Consider the following 17,818-nt stretch of genomic DNA (forward strand, 5'->3'; position numbering starts at 1 on the left):
CCCGACCCACCGACAGCACGAAGAAGTGAAGAGATGGACACCTCACGACGCTCGTTCCTGACCATCGCGGCGACGGCATCCGCCCTCGCCCTCCTCCCGGTCGATGCCGCCGTCGGCGCGACGACCACGATCCAGGGCGCGACGGGTTCAGCGCCCCTCGAAGCCGATCGTCGGCGTCGACTGACGAACCTCGCGCACCTGCGGTTCCTGCTGGCGGAGGTTCCGGTCGCAGCCGGCGACACGCACACGACCTTCGGGATCGACGCGAAGCCGACCGTGCTCGCACCGTGGACCTACGCCGACACCGACGGAGCCGGCGGCTACCGCCCGGTCGGCGGCGGCACCCGCGACGCCGTCACCGGGTACTGGACGCAGGGTGCGTACAACGCCGACGACATCGCGAGGGCGGCCATCGTGTTCCTGCGCGAGTGGAAGGCGACCGGCGACGCGCAGACCCGCGACGAGGCGCGCGACGTGCTGCGCTCGCTCGCCTTCCTGCAGACGACGTCGGGTCCGAACGCCGGCCGCGTCGTGCTGTGGCAGCAGGAGGACGGCACGCTGAATCCCAGCGCGATCCCGGTCGAGCTGCCCGATCCGTCCGATTCTGCCGAGTCGTACTGGCTCGCCCGATCGGTCTGGGCATTCGGCGAAGGGTATGCCGCGTTCCGGCAGGATGATGCCGACTTCGCGGCCTTCCTGCTCGCACGACTCCACCTGTGCCTCGACGCGCTCGACGGCGAGTCGCTGTCGCGCGCCGGGCAGTGGGTGAAGAGCGACGGCCGCAGACTGCCGGCCTGGTTGATCGCCGGTGGGGCGGATGCCACAGCCGAGGCCATGCTCGGGCTCGCCGCTGCGACCGAAGCCGGCGACGCCCGCAGCCGGGGCGCGCTGCAGACCTACGGCGAAGGCGTCGCGGCGATGGCCACCGACCCGTCGAAGGGCTGGCCGTTCGGGGCCGTGCTGCCGTGGACCGGCTCGCTCGGGTTCTGGCACGCCTGGGGTGCGGCGGCGCCGGAGGCGCTCGCGCGGGGCGGAGCGGTGCTCCGTCGACGCGACTGGACGGCCGCCGCCATGGCGGACGCCGGACGCTTCACCCCGCAGGTGCTCGCCTCGGGTGGTCCGCACAACGCGTGGGCGCCCATCCCGGCCGAGGCGCAGATCGCGTATGGAGCGCACGGACGTGTCGCCGGTGCGGTCGCCGCAGGTGGCGAGGGTCACCGCGTGCTCGCGGGCCTCGCCGCCGGATGGTTCTTCGGCGCGAACACCGCCGGGATTCCCGTGTACGACCCCGCGACGGGTGTCACCTTCGACGGCGTGGAGACCGACGGACGCGTGAACCGGAACTCCGGCGCCGAGTCGACGATCCACGGCCTGCTCGCGATGCAGCTGCTCGACGCGAACCGAGACATCGCCGAGCTCGCGACCTCGATCACCGGACTCACCTCGTTCTCGGGACTGCGCGTGCTCGAGGCCGAGGCCGCGCGCCGTTCACCCGGGGCCGTCGTCGAGACGCCGTCGGGCGGCGCGTGGATCGGCGAGGGCAACCTCTCCGGCGGGTCGTACGTGCGCCTCGCCCGCGGGGAGTGGGTCGAGTTCGACGTGACGGAGGCCGGCGGCATCCTGCACGGTCTCGTCTGGCGGCAGGCGCCGGATGCCGGCGACGCGGTGTGGGAGGTCTTCAAGGGTCGGCGGAAGGTGTGGAGCACCAAGACGCCTGCCGGCGGCGCGGGCGACCGCGGCCTCACGGAGGCGGACGGGATGCTCGTGCCGCAGCTGCTCGGCGGCGACCTGCCGGCCGAGGGCGTCACCGTGCGCTGCACGAGCCGCGGCGATGTTCGCCTCGACGCGCTGGTCATCCAGCCGCGGATCGTGAACGCCGTGTACTCGACGACCCGAGGCGCGGCCGTGCTGTACGCCAACGGCGCCCGCGGCGACGAGCGGGTGGCTGCGCTGGCGCCGGGGTCGGGACGGTCATACGACGCGGACGGATCGCAGCGCGGCCAGGCCGTGCAGGGCGGGAGGGTGCGCGTGCGCGGGGCCGGGTTCACGATCACCCGGAGCTGAGGTGACACGATCAGCGGAGCCCGTCACGATTCGCTGAGGAATCCGGCGGATGCGTCCGCTGATCGTGACATCGCCCGCTGATCATGCCTGGGGTGACACGCCCGCGACATCCCTACATTTGAATTACTCAAAACAACGTGTAGGGTCGAAGCCATGGAGACAGCACTCGACATGACGCTTCGGCAGGCGGGCCTCCGGGCGACCGCCGGCCGTGTCGCCGTGCTCGAGGCGCTGGATTCCATGGCTCACACGGACGCCGAGCGGGTCTTCCGCGCAGTGTCCGGCGTGCTTCCGACCACGTCGATCCAGTCGGTGCACAACATCCTCACGGACCTGACGACGGCGGGCCTCATCCGCCGGATCGAACCGGCAGGGTCCGCAGCCCTCTATGAGCGGCGCACCGATGACAACCACCACCACATCGTCTGCACCTCCTGTGGTGCGGTCGGCGATGTGGACTGCGTCACCGGCGATGCGCCGTGCCTCACTCCGTCCGACGCGGGCGGATTCACCGTCCAGACAGCCGAAGTCACCTTCTGGGGCCTGTGCCCCAGTTGCCAGAACGCCGCGCACTAGTCGACGCCGCACCCCGTCTCGCCGTGAGACAGGGCTGTTCGCCGACCCTGCGCGCAGAAGGAGAACCACCATGACCAAACCTGCCACGACAACCCAGACCGGTACGCCGGCACCGAGCGACGCGCACTCGCTCACGGTCGGCGCCGACGGCCCCACCGTCCTGCATGACCGCTACCTCGTCGAGAAGCTGGCCTCGTTCAACCGCGAGCGCGTGCCGGAGCGCAACCCGCACGCCAAGGGCGGCGGAGCGTTCGGCGAGTTCGTCGTGACGGAAGACGTCTCGGCGTACACGCGTGCTGCGGCGTTCCAGCCCGGCGCGACGAGCGAGACGCTGATCCGCTTCTCGTCGGTCGCCGGCGAGCAGGGCTCCCCCGACACCTGGCGCGACGTGCGCGGCTTCTCGCTGCGCTTCTACACGAGCGAGGGCAACCTCGACATCGTCGGCAACAACACCCCGACGTTCTTCCTGCGCGACGCCATGAAGTTCCCCGACTTCATCCACTCGCAGAAGCGCCTCGGCGACTCCGGCCTCCGCGACGCCGACATGCAGTGGGACTTCTGGACGCTCTCCCCCGAGACCGCCCACCAGGTCACCTACCTCATGGGCGACCGCGGCCTGCCCCGCAGCTGGCGTCACATGAACGGCTACGGCTCGCACACGTACCAGTGGGTCAACGCAGCCGGCGAGCGCTTCTGGGTGCAGTACCACTTCCTGTCCCAGCAGGGCGTCGAGGCGATGGGCGCGGCTGAGGCGGAGCAGCTGGCCGGATCGGATGCCGACCACTACCGTCGCGACCTGTTCGACGCGATCGCCCGAGGCGACCACCCGGCGTGGGACGTGTACGTGCAGATCATGCCGTACGAGGAGGCGAAGGAGTACCGCTTCAACCCGTTCGACCTCACGAAGACCTGGTCGAAGAAGGACTACCCGCGCATCAAGGTCGGTACGTTCACGCTGAACCGCAACCCGCAGAACTTCTTCGCCGAGATCGAGCAGGCGGCGTTCTCGCCGGGGAACCAGGTGCCCGGCACCGGCATCTCGCCGGACAAGATGCTGATGGCTCGCGTCTTCGCGTACTCCGACGCACAGCGGTACCGCATCGGCGCGAACTACAACCAGCTGCCGGTCAACCAGCCGCACGCGGCCGAGGTGCGCAACTACATGCACGAGGGCCAGATGCGGTACCAGTCCAACCCGGCCGAGCACCGCACCTACACGCCGAACTCCTACGGCGCTGCCGGCGGACCCGAGGCAGACCAGCAGGCCGGTGTCGAGGCGAGCTGGGAGACCGATGGCGAGCTGATGCGTTCGGCCGCGACCCTGCACCTCGACGACGACGACTTCGGTCAGGCCGGCACGCTCTACCGCACGGTCTTCGACGATGAGCAGCGCGCCCGATTCCTCGAGACGCTGACCGGTCAGGGCCGTGGGATCACGGTCGACGCCATCCGCGAGAACTTCTTCCAGTACTGGACGAACGTGGACGCCTCGCTCGGTGAGGCCCTGCGCGCGCAGGTCTGACCCGCGGCATCCGCTCGCGCGATACGACGGAGATCTCGCGTTCTGCAGGGCCCGATTCGTCGGATGCTCCCGCAGAACGCGAGATCTCCTTCGTGTGCGCGAGCCCGCCGTGCCCCGACCTCGCGACGCGGAGGGCCAGAATGGATCCCGTGGCCGTTCCCCTCTCAGACCTGACCAGCATGCCCGAGCCGCAGCAGGTGTATGCGGCCGATGGCACCCGCCTCGCGACCTACACCTGGGGAGAGCTCGACGCTCCCGTCGTGGTCGCAGTGCACGGCTTCGCATCGAATGCGCGCGACAACTGGGTGCTCACCGGCTGGGTGCGCGAGCTGACGCGCGCGGGCTACCGGGTGCTCGCGATCGATCAGCGCGGCCACGGACACAGTGCGAAGCCGCATCAGCCAGAGGACTACCGCATCCGCACGCTCGCGACCGATGTCGAGACCGTCATGGACACGTACCTCGTCGACGACGCGTTCTACCTCGGCTACTCACTCGGCGCCAGGGTCGGCTGGGAGGTCGTGCGCGATCTGCCGCAGCGGATCGGCCGCGCGGTGCTGGGCGGCGTGCCCGACGGCATCCCGCTCGCGAGGCTCGACCTCGAACAGGTGCGGGCGTACATCGCCGACGGCACCCCGGTGAGCGACCAGACCACCCAGAACTACATCGCCCTGACCGAGCGCGTGCCGGGCAACGATCTGCGTGCGCTCATCGCCCTCGCCGAGGGCATGCGGGCGTCCGGCACGATCGACCCGGACCCGGCGGATGCTCCCACCCGCCCGATCCTGTTCGCGACCGGCTCGAAGGACGCGATCATCGAGGGCTCGCGCGCCCTGGCAGCCGCGGCTCCGGACGGCCGCTTCTTCGAGATCCCGAACCGCAACCACTTCAACGCCCCGGGTTCCCGCGACTTCAAGGAAGCCGCGGTCGCGTTCCTCGCCGAGGGCTGACGCGGCCCTTCGTCTCGCTGCGCTCGCTCAGGGGGGCGGGCGTGGCGAAGGCCCTCCGTCTCGAGAGACGAAGGGCCTTCGGATGCGTCAGACGGCAGCGCTCTCCGCGCGCTTCGGCAGCACCCAGCCCGCACGCGGGAAGTGGCACGTGTACCCGTTGGGGTACTTGATCAGGTAGTCCTGGTGCTCTTCCTCGGCCTGCCAGAACGGGCCCTCGGGCTCGATCGTGGTGACGGCCTTGCCCGGCCACAAGCCGGAAGCGTCGACGTCGGCGATCGTGTCGCGCGCCACGGTCTCCTGCTCGGGGCTGAGCGGGAAGATCGCCGAGCGGTAGCTCGAACCCCGGTCGTTGCCCTGACGGTCCTTGGTGGACGGGTCGTGGATCTGGAAGAAGAACGCGAGGATGTCGCGGTATGTGGTCCTGGTGGGATCGAAGACGATCTCGACGGCCTCGGCGTGACCAGGGTGGTTCCGGTACGTGGCGTGATCGTTCGAGCCGCCGGTGTAGCCGACCCGGGTGTCGAGCACACCGGGCTGGCGGCGGATCAGGTCTTCCATGCCCCAGAAGCATCCGCCGGCGAGCACTGCGGTCTCGGTTCCGGGGGTGCGGGTGATGGTTCCGGTGTCGGTCATGACTGCTCCTCGGCGTTGTCGGTGGTGTGGGGTGTGAAGAGGGTGCTGTAGCGACCGTACCCCTCTTCCTCGAGTCGGTCAGCCGGCACGAAACGGAGCGCCGCGGAGTTCATGCAGTAGCGCATCCCTCCGGCATCCCGCGGTCCGTCGTCGAAGACGTGCCCGAGGTGGCTGTCGGCGCCGGTGGAGCGGGCCTCCGTGCGGGTCATGAACAGCTTGCGGTCGGTGCGGGTCGTCACGGCCGAGGCTTCGATCGGCTTGGTGAAGCTCGGCCAGCCGGTTCCGCTGTCGAACTTGTCGATCGACGAGAAGAGGGGCTGACCGGAGACGACGTCGACGTAGATGCCGTCCTCGTGCGTGTTCCAGTACGCGTTGCGGAAGGGCGGCTCGGTGCCGTCTTCCTGCGTCACCTCGTACTGCAGGTGGGTGAGGTCGCTGACGGCCTCTGACGTCTTGCGGTAGTCGTTCGACACGATGGTCTCCTTTGTGAGGCGCCGCTGGCTGCGGCGTCATAGAACACAACCCACGTCGGGCCGGTTTTGGTCCCGCTGCCCTGGGAGCGGGCTGTGAGTTTCGGCGGAGTGGATAGAGTGTCTCGTCTGCACAACACACCCTGGGGGACGCACATGTCGGTAGGACTGCTCGCCGTCGTCGATGACATCCTGAGCGCCGCGATGAAGGCCTCGGCGAAGGCTGCCGGCGTCGTGATCGATGACGCGGCCGTGACCCCGCAGTACGTGCAGGGCATCACGCCAGCACGCGAGCTGCCGGTGGTCGCGAAGATCGCGGTCGGATCGCTCGCGAACAAGTTCGTCATCATCATCCCGATCGCGCTGCTGCTCACCGCGTTCGCGCCGTGGGTGCTGCCGTACCTCCTGATCCTCGGCGGCGCCTACCTCTGCTTCGAAGGCGCCGAGAAGGTGCTCGAGTGGTTCGGCGTGCAGCACGGCCACGCCGAAGAGGGCGACCGCAACGAGAACAAGCTGGTGTGGGGCGCGGTGCGCACCGACCTGATCCTCTCGACCGAGATCATGCTCATCTCGCTCGCGAACCTCGAGGCCGGCCTCGACATCTGGACGACGCTCGCGATCCTCGCCGTCATCGCGCTCATCATGACCGGCGTCGTCTACGGCGCCGTCGCGCTGCTCGTGAAGATCGATGACATCGGTCTGAAGATGGCGAAGAGCCCGGTGCAGCGCGTCCGACACACGGGTACGCGCATCGTCCGGTCGATGCCGGGCGTGTTCCGCTTCATCAGCATCCTCGGCACCGTCGCGATGCTCTGGGTCGGCGGCCACCTGCTGCTCGTGAACCTCGGCGAAGTCGGCGTGCACTTCGGCGCCGACATCCTGCACGGCATCGAGCACGCACTCGAGCCGGCCGGCCCCGTGATCGTGTGGATCGGCGACACCCTGTTCTCGGCCGTCGCGGGTCTCGTCGGCGGACTGATCATCGTCGGGATCGTGCTCGGCGTCGCGAAGCTCTTCGGCACGAAGCCGAGCTTCCACGAGGGCGAGGAGTCCCCGGCCGACGTGCACGTCTGAGCGCGGCGTCAGGACCGGGCGTGGTCTGGGCTGCGCAGCCACTCGTCGAAGGTGACGGTGCCGTGCGCGGCATCCGCTCCTCCGCGGAGCGCACCGGACGCGAGCCCTCGGCCGTAGGCACCCGGCAGGCGCACATCGATCACGCGGCGACGGATGCCGTCGAAGGCGAGCTGCCGACGGGCGAGATCGGCGAGGGTCTCGTCGTGCGGGCCGACCAGGTCGCGCGCTCGGCCGATCGGTCCGGTTTCCGCGACCTGCACCAGGTACGCGCCGACCTCGCGCGCCGAGACCGGACGCATGAGCGTGCGCGGCATCGGCGCGAACGGTCCGCGCACCAGCCCGAGGATCTGCCCCGCGAACTCGTGGAACTGCCCGGCGCGCACGATGGTGAACGGGACGGGCCCTGCGGCAACCGCGCGCTCCTGCGCGAGCTTGCCCGCGTAGTACGAGGTGTCGATGCCGTCGATGCCGACGATCGAGAGCGCGACGTGGTGACCGACGCCCGCCTGTTGCTCGGCAGCGAGCAGGTGATGCGCCGCGGTCTCGAAGAACCTGACCGATGTCTTCGCCGACAGCGTCGTGGCGAGATTGGTGACGTCGATCACGGCATCCGCTCCGGCAAGGGCCGCGGCGAGCCCCGCACCCGTGCGCACATCGGCGCCGCTCGCACGCGACAGCACGACGACCTCGTGCCCCGCATCGTGCGCGGCGTCGACCGCATACCGGCCGACGGTTCCGGTGCCTCCTGCGACGGCGATCCTCATCCGATTCCCTCTCATCCGGGGTGCGCTGCTCGTCACCCTGTCACACGTCTGACGACGCAGCCCCACGAGGTGTGAGGTCGGTAGTCTTCCAATCGACGTGCGACGAGGAGACGGTGTGGACGAGCAGGACGACGTGTTCGGTGAACGGCGCCGACTGCTGTCCCTGGCGTTCCGGATGACGGGCACCCTCGCGGATGCCGAGGACGTCGTGCAGGAGGCGTACGTGCGCTGGTATCGGATGACGGATGCCGAGCGCGCCGAGATCATCAATCCCGCCGGGTGGCTCACCACCGTCGCGAGCCGGATCTCGCTCGACCTGCTGACCTCGGCACGGCGACGCCGCGAGCAGTACGTCGGGCAGTGGCTGCCCGAGCCGGTGCCAGCCGATCACTTCGGCGAGCGCGGACGCATCGCGGCATCCACCGACGTGCTCGACCCGCTCGATCGCGTCACGCTCGACGACTCGGTGTCGACCGCCCTGCTCATCGTGCTCGAGGCGATGACACCGGCCGAGCGGGTGGCGTTCGTGCTGCACGACATCTTCGACGTGCCCTTCACGGAGATCGCCGAGATCGTGGGGCGGTCCTCCGCGGCGGTGCGGCAGCTCGCGACATCAGCTCGCCGTCACGTGCGTGAGCAGCGAGCGACCGCAGTGCCTCGAACTGAGCACGATCGCGTGGTGCGTGCGTTCCGAGCCGCGAGCCGCACCGGCGGGATCGACGAGCTGCTGCGGGTGCTCGCGCCGGATGTCGAGCTGCACAGCGACGGCGGCGGCATCGTGCGCGCTGCGCTCAACGTGGTCAGCGGCGCGGATCGCGTCGCACGCTTCCTCCTCGGGATCGCCGCCAAGCGCCCCGACATGCGGATGGAGGAGCAGCAGACCGGCGACGGCCTCGCCCTCGTCTTCCGCGAGCATGGCGCGGTGGTGTCGGTCGTGAACCTCGGCGTCGAGGCTGGCGCCGTGACCCGCGTCTGGATCATGATGAACCCCACGAAGCTGACGTCCTGGGTGCCGTAGTCGATGCCTGGGCAACAAGCTGCGTCCTGACACGTGACGTGCAGGAACCCGGCATCCTGCTAGCGTCAGCCATGCGCACCCGAAGCGCAGTCGCAGCAGCCGCAGGAGAACGCCCACCGATGACCCCAGTGCAGATCAGGGATGCCGAGGCTCCAGACCTCGACACGATCACCGCGATCCACAACGACGCAGTGGTGCACACCACCGCGATCTGGAACGAGGAAGCGGTCGACGTCGACGACCGCGCGGCGTGGCTGACGGAGCGCACACGACGAGGATTCCCGGTCATCGTCGCCGTCGACGAGACGGGCGTCGTCGGCTACGCGTCGTACGGCGACTGGCGACCGCACAGCGGGTTCCGCAACACGGTCGAGCACTCCGTCTACGTCCGCGGCGATCAGCGCGGCCGCGGCATCGGGCGCACCCTCATGGTCGAGCTCATCGACCGAGCTCGCACCGACGGCCTGCACGTCATGGTCGCCGCGGTCGACAGCACCAACGTCGGCTCGATCGTGCTGCACGAGCGGCTCGGATTCCACGAGGTCGGACGCCTGCCGCAGGTCGGCGCGAAATTCGGACGCTGGCTCGACCTCACCTTCCTGCAGCTCGTGCTCGACGAGCGCCCCGCTCCCGACGTCGCCCCCTGAACGCGGAGCCCACGATGGATGCGCTGCAGTGGCTCGTCGATGCGTTCAACTCGCAGTGGGTGCTGCCCGGCGGGCAGACGCTCCTGGTGCGCGAGGTGGTCGGCAACGCCTTCGGCCTCGCGAGTGCGATCGGCGGGATGCGTCGGAAGATCTGGGCGTGGCCCGTCGGCATCGTCGGCAATCTGCTGCTCCTCACCGTCTTCCTCGGCTCGATCCTCAGCCCCGACCCCGAGGTGCCGCATCTGCTCGGCCAGGCGGGGCGCCAGATCATGTTCATCGCGGTCGCGATCTACGGTTGGATCCGCTGGCGCAACGCTGAAGGCGGGCGGATCAGTCCTCGATGGGCACCGACGAGCGCCCGGATCGGCCTCGTCCTCGTGATGATCGTCGGCACGGTCGCGCTCACGCCCCTGTTCCGCGCGCTCGGCTCGTGGGAGCCGGTGTGGGCGGATGCCTGGACCTTCGTCGGCTCGCTCCTCGCGACCTACGGCATGGCGAAGGGCTGGACCGAGTTCTGGCTGATCTGGATCGCCGTCGACGTGGTCGGCGTCCCGCTGCTGTTCAGCTCCGGGTTCTACGCCACCGGGCTCATGTACGTGTTCTATGGGCTCTTCACGGCGACCGGATTCGTCATCTGGTGGCGCGCGCAGTCGCAGGCGAAGCATCCGATCGTGATCCTGCCGCCAGACCCGAGTCCTCGCCGACCCGAGGAATCAGACGCCGGCTGACAGCGAGCGGAGCGAGCAGGTCACTCGCCGCTGGAGCGGAACAGCATCCTCAGCGCGATGAAGACGCCGACCGCGACCACGGCCACGATCGCGAGCTTGGCGAAGAACCAGAGCACCGAGAACAGCACGCCCACCAGCCACCAGGCGATCACGATCGCGAGGATCACGCCGGCGACGGTCCAGAAGGTGTTCTTGGTCATGCCTCCAGCCTACGAGGTGCCGACCACCTCACATTCCCGGCGGCTGCGTCGTCAGTATGCAGGAGAGGGCGCATCCGGCGCCCCGGAATCGAGGAGACACGTGTCGCACGTGAACATCGGAAAGCTGTACCCGGGCCCGTACAAGGCCATGCTGGCGTTCGCCGAACAGGCCGCAGCGGCCGGAGCGGATGCCGGGCTGTCGCCGCTGCTCGTCGAGCTGGTGAAGATCCGCGCATCGCAGCTGAACGGGTGCGCTTTCTGCCTTCGGATGCACAGCGCGGATGCCGTGAAGCACGGCGAGACCGCCGACCGGTTGGCCGTGCTCGCCGGCTGGTGGGAGTCGCAGTACTTCACCCCCGAGGAGCAGGCGGCGCTGCAGATCGCCGAGCGCGTGACGCAGATCGGTGACCACGGGCGGTCGCCGGACCGCGGCATCGACGTGGACGGCATCCTCACCGAGCAGCAGATCGCCGCCGTGACCTGGCTCGCCGTCGTGATCAACAGCTGGAACCGGATCGCCGTCTCGAGCCACTACCCCGTCGCTCCATAGTCGCTGTTCCCGCCGCGTCAAGTCCCTTCACCGGAATGGTCGAGGACACGAGACTGATCCCATCCGAACGAATGGGAGTCCTCGTGACCTCGACCTTCCTGCCAGCGCCGATCACCGGCAGCATCGCCGCGCGCGGTCCGCTCAGCGCCGCAGTGCTCCGTCAGGTGACCGGCGGTGAGGCATCCGATCACCTGGCACTCGCGGAGACCGCACTCGCCGCGAGCGCCGATGTCGTGCACGACGACGACATCCAGCTCGCACTCTTCCTGCTCTATGCCTCCTCCTACGGATCGCTGCCGGAGCTCGACGCCGCACTGGAATGGGACCCCGCGCTGATCGCGACTCGACGGCTGCTGGAGGCCGCGTTCGAGCGGACGCTGCGTGAGCGGGTGCCGATGCCGGAGCTCCCTGCCGCTGACGTCGATGCGGTGGGGCGGGCGCTGTTCGCGCTGGCCGAGGCCGACACCGGTCCGAGCCTGTCCCGATACCTGGCGAAGAAGGCGACGGCCGAGCAGGCCACCGAGTTCTTCATGCAGCGTTCGATCTACACGCTCCGCGAGGCGGACCCGCACTCGTGGGCGATCCCTCGGCTGCACGGCCGGGCGAAGGCGGCGCTCGTGGAGATCCAGTCCGACGAGTACGGTGGCGGGCGCCCCGACCGCGTGCATGCGACGATCTTCGCCGCTGCGATGCGCGGTGCAGGCCTCGACGACACCTACGGCGCCTACGTCGACGATGTGCCGGCGATCACGCTCGCCTCGCACAACATGATGTCGATGTTCGGCATCAACCGCCGCCTGGTCGGTGCGATCGTCGGGCATCTGGCGGCGTTCGAGATGACGTCGTCGATCCCCAATCGTCTCTACGGCGACGGGCTGCGCCGCCTCGGTTTCGGTGAGGACGTCACCGACTACTTCGACGAGCATGTGGAAGCGGATGCCGTGCACGAGCAGATCGCGGCCCGCGACCTCGCCGGGGGTCTCGCCGAGGATCACCCGGAGCTGCTGGCAGACGTCATGTTCGGAGCATCCGCGTGCCTCACGGTCGACGGCTGGGCCGCCGAGCACATGCTGGACTGCTGGTCGCGCGGCGAATCCTCACTCCGACGGCAGGAGTCGTCATGAGTGCGCGCGATGAGCCGGCGACCATCACGGCGTACCCGGACGGGCCGCTGCTCGTGCGGGGCGCCGTCGAGCTCCGGGATGACGACGGCACCCCGATCGAGCAGCGACGACGCACTGTCGCGCTCTGCCGATGCGGCCTGTCGACGATCAAGCCGTTCTGCGACGGCACGCACAAGGCTGCCGGCTTCCGCACCGACGCCTAGCCCTGCCCCCTGGGTCCCTGAGCTCTGCCCCGACTGGGTCCCTGAGCTCTGCCCCGACTGGGTCCCTGAGCCTGTCGAAGGGCCGGGGGCCTCCGCCACGTTCGCTCAGACCGCGGTCCCCAACGTGCGCAGAGCATCCACGACGACGTCGGCGAGGAGCCGTGCGAAGCGCCCATCGGGGTCGAGATCCGGGTCGAAGACGGTCACTGATGCGCCGATCGCCCGGGGCGCGAGACGGCGCAGCAGTTCGGTCAGCTCCGGCACTCCCAGCCCGCCGGGGTCGGGGCTGTCGACGGCAGGCATGACCTCGGGGTCGAGCACGTCGACGTCGATCTGCAGCCAGTAGCCGGTGCCCGCGGTCTCGACGACGGAGGCCGCGAGATCGTCCGACGCCGCGACGGCGGCATCCGCGGCTGAGACGACGAGCCCGATGATCCCCCGCACCTCCTCGAGCTCCTCATCATCGTCCCGATGCCCGATGTGCACGGCGCGCTGCGGCGCGAAGTACGGCGCCAGCCCATCGATGTCGGCGATGGCCGGCCAGTGCAGGCCGGTCGCGGCTGCGAGATCCTCCCCCGCCACGCTCGCGCACTCGTCGCTGTTGCCCGGATGCCGGAAGTCGGTGTGTCCGTCGACGTGGACGAGTCCCGCGCCTCCGCGGCGAGCCAGCGCCACGCCGATGCCGAGCAGCAGGCTGCAGTCGCCGCCGATCACGAGCGGCGCATCGCCCGCGTCGAGGATGCTCGTGAGCCGGTCGGCGAGACGTCGAGCGTGGTCGACCAGGGCTTCCTCGTTCCGGACGTGACCTGGCGCGCGGGCATCGTCGTCATCGATGTAGCGACCGGCCAGCACGACACCGGCGTCGGTCGCCCCGTCGTCGAGGAGGCGACGGAAGAGCCCTGCCTCGCGAAGCGCCTCCGGCGCCTTGCTCACGCCGGGAACGCTCCCCCGCTGCGGCGGACGGAGGCCGAGGTTGCTGGGAGCGGAGAGCAGTGCGATCACGGTCTCAGCCTGACAGAGATCCGCCGCTGATCAGCCGCCGAGCGGGCGGACCGTCTGGTAGCGGAGGAACATCAGCCCGCTGTCGAAGCGATGCTCGTCGATCAGCTCGAGGTCGATGTGCACGCCGTCAGGGAAGAACCGCAGGCCTCCGCCGACGATGCCCGGCCCGATGAACAGCTGGAACTCGTCGACCAGACCTGCGCGGATCGCCTGCGCGGCGATCGTCGGGCCGTCGATGGTCAGGTCGTGCGGCAGCTCGTCCTTCCACCGGGCGACCGCCGCCGGATCGAACTCCCGCTCGATGCGGGTGCGGGCGCTCGAGACCTCGTCGAGCGAGCGGGAGAACACGATCTTGTCGGCCTTCTGCCACCCGAGCGCGTAGTCGATGCCGACCTGCTCCTGGTCGGGTTCGAGGTGCGCAGTCTCCCAGTAGACCATCGTCTCGTACATGCGGCGGCCGTAGAGGTACGTGCCGACGTCGCTGAACTGTTCGTTGATGAACTCGTGCACATCGGGGTCGATGGCCCAGTCGAAGCCACCGTCCGGACCACTCGCGTAGCCGTCGAGCGACGTGATCATGGAGTAGATGAGGCGCGCCATGCCCCCGACGGTACTCCGGGCGATGTCGGAGCGATAGGCCGTCGTCGAGCGCGCTTCAGCCCTGATTCAGCGTGGCGCCGCCACACTGGAGGAATGCGGATCCTGGTGGTTGACGACGAGGTGCGCCTCGCCGACGGCGTGCGCCGAGGGCTCGAGGCCGAAGGCTTCGCCGTCGATGTGGCGCACAACGGGACCGACGGGCTCTGGCGGGCTCGCGAGACGCGGTACGACGTGATCGTGCTCGACCTGATGATGCCCGGCATGAGCGGATGGAAGGTCTGCGAGGCGCTGCGCGCCGAGGAGAACTGGACGCCGGTGCTCATGCTCACGGCCAAGGACGGCGAGTGGGACCAGGTGGAGGCGCTCGAGACCGGCGCCGACGACTACGTCACGAAGCCCTTCTCGTTCGCGATCCTCGTCGCCCGCATCCGAGCGCTGATCAGGCGGGGCGCCGTCGCCCGACCGGTCGTGCTCGAGGCAGGCGACCTGCGGCTCGATCCCGCTGCTCACCGCGTCTGGCGGGGAGACGCTCCTGTGACGTTGACGGCGAGGGAGTTCTCAGTGCTCGAGCACCTCATGCGGCACCGCGGACAGGTGATCTCGAAGCGCGCGCTGATCGATGGCGTGTGGGACGACGACTTCGACGGCGACCCGAACATCGTCGAGGTCTACGTCGGCCACCTCCGCCGCAAGCTCGACAAGCCATTCGGCCGCGAGGCGATCGAGACGATCCGCGGCGCCGGATACCGGCTGGCGGCCGACGGTGGCTAGCGGTCGCGGCTGGCGCTCCGTCCGCGCACGGACGACCCTCGGCGCCACGGTCGTGGTCGCGGTCGCCCTGCTGATCGGCGCGATCTCGTTCTACGGCGTGCTGAGCGCGAGCGTGCACGGCAGCACGGAACGCGCGGCGGAGCAGCGGCTCGAGGAGCTCGGCGAGCGCCTCCAGGGGCCGGGCGGACGCGACATCGACTCGCTCGACGACGAGTTCGTGCAGGTGATCGGCGACGACGGGTCGGTACGCGCAGCGAGTGAGGACGCACGAGAGGCGTTGGGCTCGACCCCGCTCCCCATCTCGGACGACCCGCAGACGATGACCATCGACGAGGAGCCGATGCTCGTGCTCTCGGACGACCTCGACGACGACCGGACGATCGTGCTCGCCGTCTCCGCCGAGAACGACGCCGAGACGCTGTCGACCGTCGCACTCCTCCTCGCGGTGGCAGTGCCCCTGCTCCTCCTGCTGGTCGCCGCGACGACCTGGCTCGTGACCGGCCGCGCGCTGCGACCGGTCACACGCATCCGCGGCGAGGTCGAGGGCATCACCGCGGAGCACCTCGATCGACGCGTCGCCGTGCCCGATTCCGCCGACGAGATCGCAGCCCTCGCGACCACCATGAACGGCATGCTCGATCGGCTCGACGCCGCAGCCACCGCCCAGCGACGATTCGTCTCGGATGCCTCGCACGAGCTGCGTTCCCCGCTCGCGACGATCAGGCAGCACGCCGAGCTCGCACAGGCCCATCCCGGCGCGACGAGCATCGGCGAGCTCGCCGAGGTCGTGTCGGAGGAGGGGCTGCGCCTGCAGGGGATCATGGAGTCGCTGCTGCTGCTCGCGCGGCTCGACGAGGGCGTCGGCACGCGCGACGAGTCGATCGACCTCGACGATGTCGTGCTCGGGGAGGTGCGCCGGCTCCGCGCTGCGGGCCTCGACGTCGACGGCAGCGGTATCCAGGCGGCTCGCGTCGACGGCGATCCGCGCCTGCTCGGCCAGCTCCTGCGGAACCTCGCCGACAACGCGGCACGGCACAGTGCGGGTCGCATCGCGATCGGTGTGACCCCGACCGACGGATTCGTGTTCGTCACCGTCGAGGACGACGGCGCCGGCGTTCCGCCAGAGGAGCGAGAACGCGTCTTCGAGCGCTTCGTGCGACTCGACGAGGCGCGCAGTCGCGACGCCGGCGGGAGCGGACTCGGCCTGGCGATCGTCCGCGGGATCGCAGCGGCCAGCGGTGGCACGGTCGTGATCGACGCCTCGCGGTGGGGCGGTGCGCGATTCGTCGTGACGCTGCCGCTCGCGGCATCCTGACCCGTTCCTGAAGACGGCTTCAGGACGCTTCAGGATGGCTTCAGCGGTGTCGGGGGACGATCGTCACATGGACGACAAGACACCCACCCCCGACCAGACCCCCGCTCCCGTCGACGGCCACTCCCCCGATGCCCCGACCGTGCCCGTCGCTCCGGCACCGGCCGCAGCCCCCGCTCCGGCACCGGATGCCGCAGCGGCACCGCAGACCGCGCCGGCGAAGCCCGGCCGCAGGCGCGCCCTCCTCATCGGCGGCGGGATCGCCGCAGCCGTGCTCCTCGCCGGTGGCGGCATCGCCGTCGGTGCAGCGATCGGCGACGAGTTCGGCGATGACGATGACCGGCCCTCCGTGTCGGACGGCCAGCGCCTCGACGACGCCGATGACCGCGGCGGCCAGCGCGACGAGGGACGGGGCGACGACCAGGTCGCGCCCTCGAACGGCGGCGGTCCGGTGACCGGCATCGGCGCAGCATCCGCCGACGACATCCTCGAGATCGCGGATGCCGCACGCGGGGCTGCCGACGGCGAGATCACCTCGATCGATGCGAAGCGCGACGGCACCTGGGAGGTGCAGCTGACGGCTGCGAACGGCGATGAGACCGAGATCCGTGTCGACGCCGAGCTCGCGACCACCGTCATCTCGACCGACCCGGCCGACGGCGACGACACCGGTCCGACGCTCACGCTCGACGACGAGGCGATCCGTTCGCTCGTCGACGCCGCGCTCGCGGAGGCCGACGGCATGATCACCGATCTCGATGTGGACGGCGACGACGTCAGCCCGTACGACGCCTCGGTGCTCACGAGCGACAACCGCTCGATCGACATCGACTTCGGCGCGGACTTCGCGGTCGTCGGCACCGACATCGACGACTGACCCGGCTCTGCGGCGGTCCACCTCGATCGGGGTGGGCCGCCGCTGCGCTCGGTTCAGCGCAGGGCGGCGAACCGCTCCTCGATCGCGTGCAGCGTCCGCTCCCGCCGCTGCATCGGCTGATCGGCGACACCGCTGATGTTCACCCAGCGCAGGTTGCCGACACCGATCTTGCGGAAGGTCCCCCGGAACGCGATCTTCGTCAGCGGGTTCCCGAACCACCATCGGTAGATCAGCGGCGGTGTGCTCATCACCGACACGACGGTGACTCCGCGCAGCCGGGTGAGCTTGTTCACGAACGGCCGCATCGGTCGAGGCTCCTCGTACACGATGCCCTTCGTCAGCACGCGGTCGAAGAACCCCTTGGTCATCGCCGGCATCGCCTCCCACCAGACCGGGAAGAGGAACACGACATGATCGGCCGCGAACAGCCGGCGCTGGTAGTCGAGCACCTGGGGGTCGAGCACCGACTTCATCCGCCATGCAGCGAGATCCGCCGCGCTCATGACCGGGTCGAACCCGTCGGCATGCAGATCGATCAGGTCGACCTCGTGGCCCGCCCTTGCCAGCCCGAGCTCGACGGATGCCGCGGACGCGGCGGCGAAGCTGCGGTTGTGGGGCACGTTCTCGGAAGCGGCCCGGGTGTACGGGTGATCGAAGACGATGAGTACTCGCACGCCACCCTCCTTTCATAGTTTGATACTCAACTATCATCCTCAAGACCGTTGAGTGTCAA

21 protein-coding genes are annotated in these 17,818 nt (G+C 69.6%); 14 read left to right on the plus strand and 7 right to left on the minus strand.

Going from position 1 to position 17,818, the window contains the following annotated elements:
• Positions 1-33 precede the first annotated feature (33 nt).
• From V7Z82_RS10275 to V7Z82_RS10290, 4 genes are all read left to right on the plus strand, one after another.
• Entirely contained in the window at positions 34-2,064 is a 2,031-nt protein-coding gene (locus V7Z82_RS10275; RefSeq protein ID WP_334151048.1) for a hypothetical protein, read from the plus strand.
• Between the two features lie 153 nt (positions 2,065-2,217).
• Positions 2,218-2,640 (plus strand): Fur family transcriptional regulator, encoded by a 423-nt coding sequence (locus V7Z82_RS10280; protein WP_334151051.1) that lies wholly within the window; start codon positions 2,218-2,220, stop codon positions 2,638-2,640.
• Positions 2,641-2,710: 70 nt separating this feature from the next.
• Positions 2,711-4,162, plus strand: coding sequence for a catalase (locus tag V7Z82_RS10285; RefSeq protein WP_334151054.1), 1,452 nt, complete (start codon positions 2,711-2,713; stop codon positions 4,160-4,162).
• 140 nt (positions 4,163-4,302) lie between these two features.
• The gene (locus V7Z82_RS10290) at positions 4,303-5,112 is read left to right on the plus strand and encodes an alpha/beta fold hydrolase (protein WP_442927608.1); all 810 of its coding nucleotides are present in this window, start codon (positions 4,303-4,305) and stop codon (positions 5,110-5,112) included.
• An 87-nt stretch (positions 5,113-5,199) separates the two neighbouring features.
• Here V7Z82_RS10290 and msrA read toward each other — a convergent pair whose 3' ends face one another.
• Positions 5,200-5,745 carry a peptide-methionine (S)-S-oxide reductase MsrA gene (msrA, locus tag V7Z82_RS10295; RefSeq protein WP_334151059.1) on the minus strand — a complete coding sequence of 182 codons (546 nt, stop codon included), beginning with the start codon at positions 5,743-5,745 and terminating at the stop codon, positions 5,200-5,202.
• Positions 5,742-6,218: a peptide-methionine (R)-S-oxide reductase MsrB gene (msrB, locus tag V7Z82_RS10300; protein ID WP_334151061.1), complete on the minus strand. Its 477-nt coding sequence runs from the start codon at positions 6,216-6,218 to the stop codon at positions 5,742-5,744. Before msrB ends, msrA begins: the two co-directional genes overlap by 4 nt.
• Positions 6,219-6,371: 153 nt before the next feature.
• On the opposite strand from msrB, the gene V7Z82_RS10305 reads away from it, so the two are divergent.
• Positions 6,372-7,289, plus strand: a complete 918-nt coding sequence (locus V7Z82_RS10305) for a DUF808 domain-containing protein (RefSeq protein WP_334151065.1) — start codon at positions 6,372-6,374, stop codon at positions 7,287-7,289.
• Between the two features lie 8 nt (positions 7,290-7,297).
• Here V7Z82_RS10305 and V7Z82_RS10310 read toward each other — a convergent pair whose 3' ends face one another.
• On the minus strand, positions 7,298-8,053 hold the full coding sequence (locus V7Z82_RS10310) for an SDR family oxidoreductase (protein WP_334151068.1): 756 nt from the start codon (positions 8,051-8,053) through the stop codon (positions 7,298-7,300).
• Positions 8,054-8,168: 115 nt separating this feature from the next.
• Between V7Z82_RS10310 and sigJ the strand changes: the two genes are divergently transcribed.
• The 3 genes from sigJ to pnuC all read left to right on the plus strand — a co-directional run bounded on the left by sigJ (position 8,169) and on the right by pnuC (position 10,446).
• A complete protein-coding gene (sigJ, locus tag V7Z82_RS10315) occupies positions 8,169-9,071 on the plus strand; it encodes an RNA polymerase sigma factor SigJ (protein ID WP_334151070.1) in 903 nt (300 codons plus the stop codon).
• A gap of 119 nt (positions 9,072-9,190) precedes the next feature.
• Positions 9,191-9,718, plus strand: coding sequence for a GNAT family N-acetyltransferase (locus V7Z82_RS10320; RefSeq protein WP_334151072.1), 528 nt, complete (start codon positions 9,191-9,193; stop codon positions 9,716-9,718).
• A gap of 14 nt (positions 9,719-9,732) precedes the next feature.
• Positions 9,733-10,446, plus strand: coding sequence for a nicotinamide riboside transporter PnuC (pnuC, locus tag V7Z82_RS10325; RefSeq protein ID WP_334151074.1), 714 nt, complete (start codon positions 9,733-9,735; stop codon positions 10,444-10,446).
• A 20-nt stretch (positions 10,447-10,466) separates the two neighbouring features.
• Here pnuC and V7Z82_RS10330 read toward each other — a convergent pair whose 3' ends face one another.
• Positions 10,467-10,646: a hypothetical protein gene (locus V7Z82_RS10330; RefSeq protein ID WP_045278445.1), complete on the minus strand. Its 180-nt coding sequence runs from the start codon at positions 10,644-10,646 to the stop codon at positions 10,467-10,469.
• 100 nt (positions 10,647-10,746) lie between these two features.
• Here V7Z82_RS10330 and V7Z82_RS10335 point away from each other — a divergent pair, with 100 nt between their 5' ends.
• The 3 genes from V7Z82_RS10335 to V7Z82_RS10345 all read left to right on the plus strand — a co-directional run bounded on the left by V7Z82_RS10335 (position 10,747) and on the right by V7Z82_RS10345 (position 12,523).
• Positions 10,747-11,196 (plus strand): carboxymuconolactone decarboxylase family protein, encoded by a 450-nt coding sequence (locus V7Z82_RS10335; RefSeq protein ID WP_334151079.1) that lies wholly within the window; start codon positions 10,747-10,749, stop codon positions 11,194-11,196.
• A gap of 83 nt (positions 11,197-11,279) precedes the next feature.
• Positions 11,280-12,320 carry an iron-containing redox enzyme family protein gene (locus V7Z82_RS10340; RefSeq protein ID WP_442927609.1) on the plus strand — a complete coding sequence of 347 codons (1,041 nt, stop codon included), beginning with the start codon at positions 11,280-11,282 and terminating at the stop codon, positions 12,318-12,320.
• Positions 12,317-12,523, plus strand: coding sequence for a CDGSH iron-sulfur domain-containing protein (locus V7Z82_RS10345; protein ID WP_334151084.1), 207 nt, complete (start codon positions 12,317-12,319; stop codon positions 12,521-12,523). Before V7Z82_RS10340 ends, V7Z82_RS10345 begins: the two co-directional genes overlap by 4 nt.
• Before the next feature lie 105 nt (positions 12,524-12,628).
• Here the strand turns inward: V7Z82_RS10345 and V7Z82_RS10350 are convergent, their stop codons facing one another.
• On the minus strand, positions 12,629-13,525 hold the full coding sequence (locus V7Z82_RS10350; protein WP_334151087.1) for an arginase family protein: 897 nt from the start codon (positions 13,523-13,525) through the stop codon (positions 12,629-12,631).
• A 30-nt stretch (positions 13,526-13,555) separates the two neighbouring features.
• Complete coding sequence (locus V7Z82_RS10355) at positions 13,556-14,125, minus strand: dihydrofolate reductase family protein (protein WP_334151089.1); 570 nt, start codon at positions 14,123-14,125, stop codon at positions 13,556-13,558.
• Between the two features lie 93 nt (positions 14,126-14,218).
• Between V7Z82_RS10355 and V7Z82_RS10360 the strand changes: the two genes are divergently transcribed.
• The 3 genes from V7Z82_RS10360 to V7Z82_RS10370 all read left to right on the plus strand — a co-directional run bounded on the left by V7Z82_RS10360 (position 14,219) and on the right by V7Z82_RS10370 (position 17,085).
• Positions 14,219-14,896, plus strand: a complete 678-nt coding sequence (locus V7Z82_RS10360; RefSeq protein WP_334151091.1) for a response regulator transcription factor — start codon at positions 14,219-14,221, stop codon at positions 14,894-14,896.
• Positions 14,889-16,211: a sensor histidine kinase gene (locus tag V7Z82_RS10365; RefSeq protein ID WP_334151093.1), complete on the plus strand. Its 1,323-nt coding sequence runs from the start codon at positions 14,889-14,891 to the stop codon at positions 16,209-16,211. Before V7Z82_RS10360 ends, V7Z82_RS10365 begins: the two co-directional genes overlap by 8 nt.
• A gap of 67 nt (positions 16,212-16,278) precedes the next feature.
• The gene (locus V7Z82_RS10370; protein ID WP_334151096.1) at positions 16,279-17,085 is read left to right on the plus strand and encodes a hypothetical protein; all 807 of its coding nucleotides are present in this window, start codon (positions 16,279-16,281) and stop codon (positions 17,083-17,085) included.
• A gap of 53 nt (positions 17,086-17,138) precedes the next feature.
• Here V7Z82_RS10370 and V7Z82_RS10375 read toward each other — a convergent pair whose 3' ends face one another.
• Positions 17,139-17,759 (minus strand): NAD(P)H-dependent oxidoreductase, encoded by a 621-nt coding sequence (locus V7Z82_RS10375; RefSeq protein WP_334151099.1) that lies wholly within the window; start codon positions 17,757-17,759, stop codon positions 17,139-17,141.
• Positions 17,760-17,818 lie beyond the last annotated feature (59 nt).

Source organism: Microbacterium sp. (assembly GCF_036823965.1).
Taxonomy (GTDB): domain Bacteria; phylum Actinomycetota; class Actinomycetes; order Actinomycetales; family Microbacteriaceae; genus Microbacterium.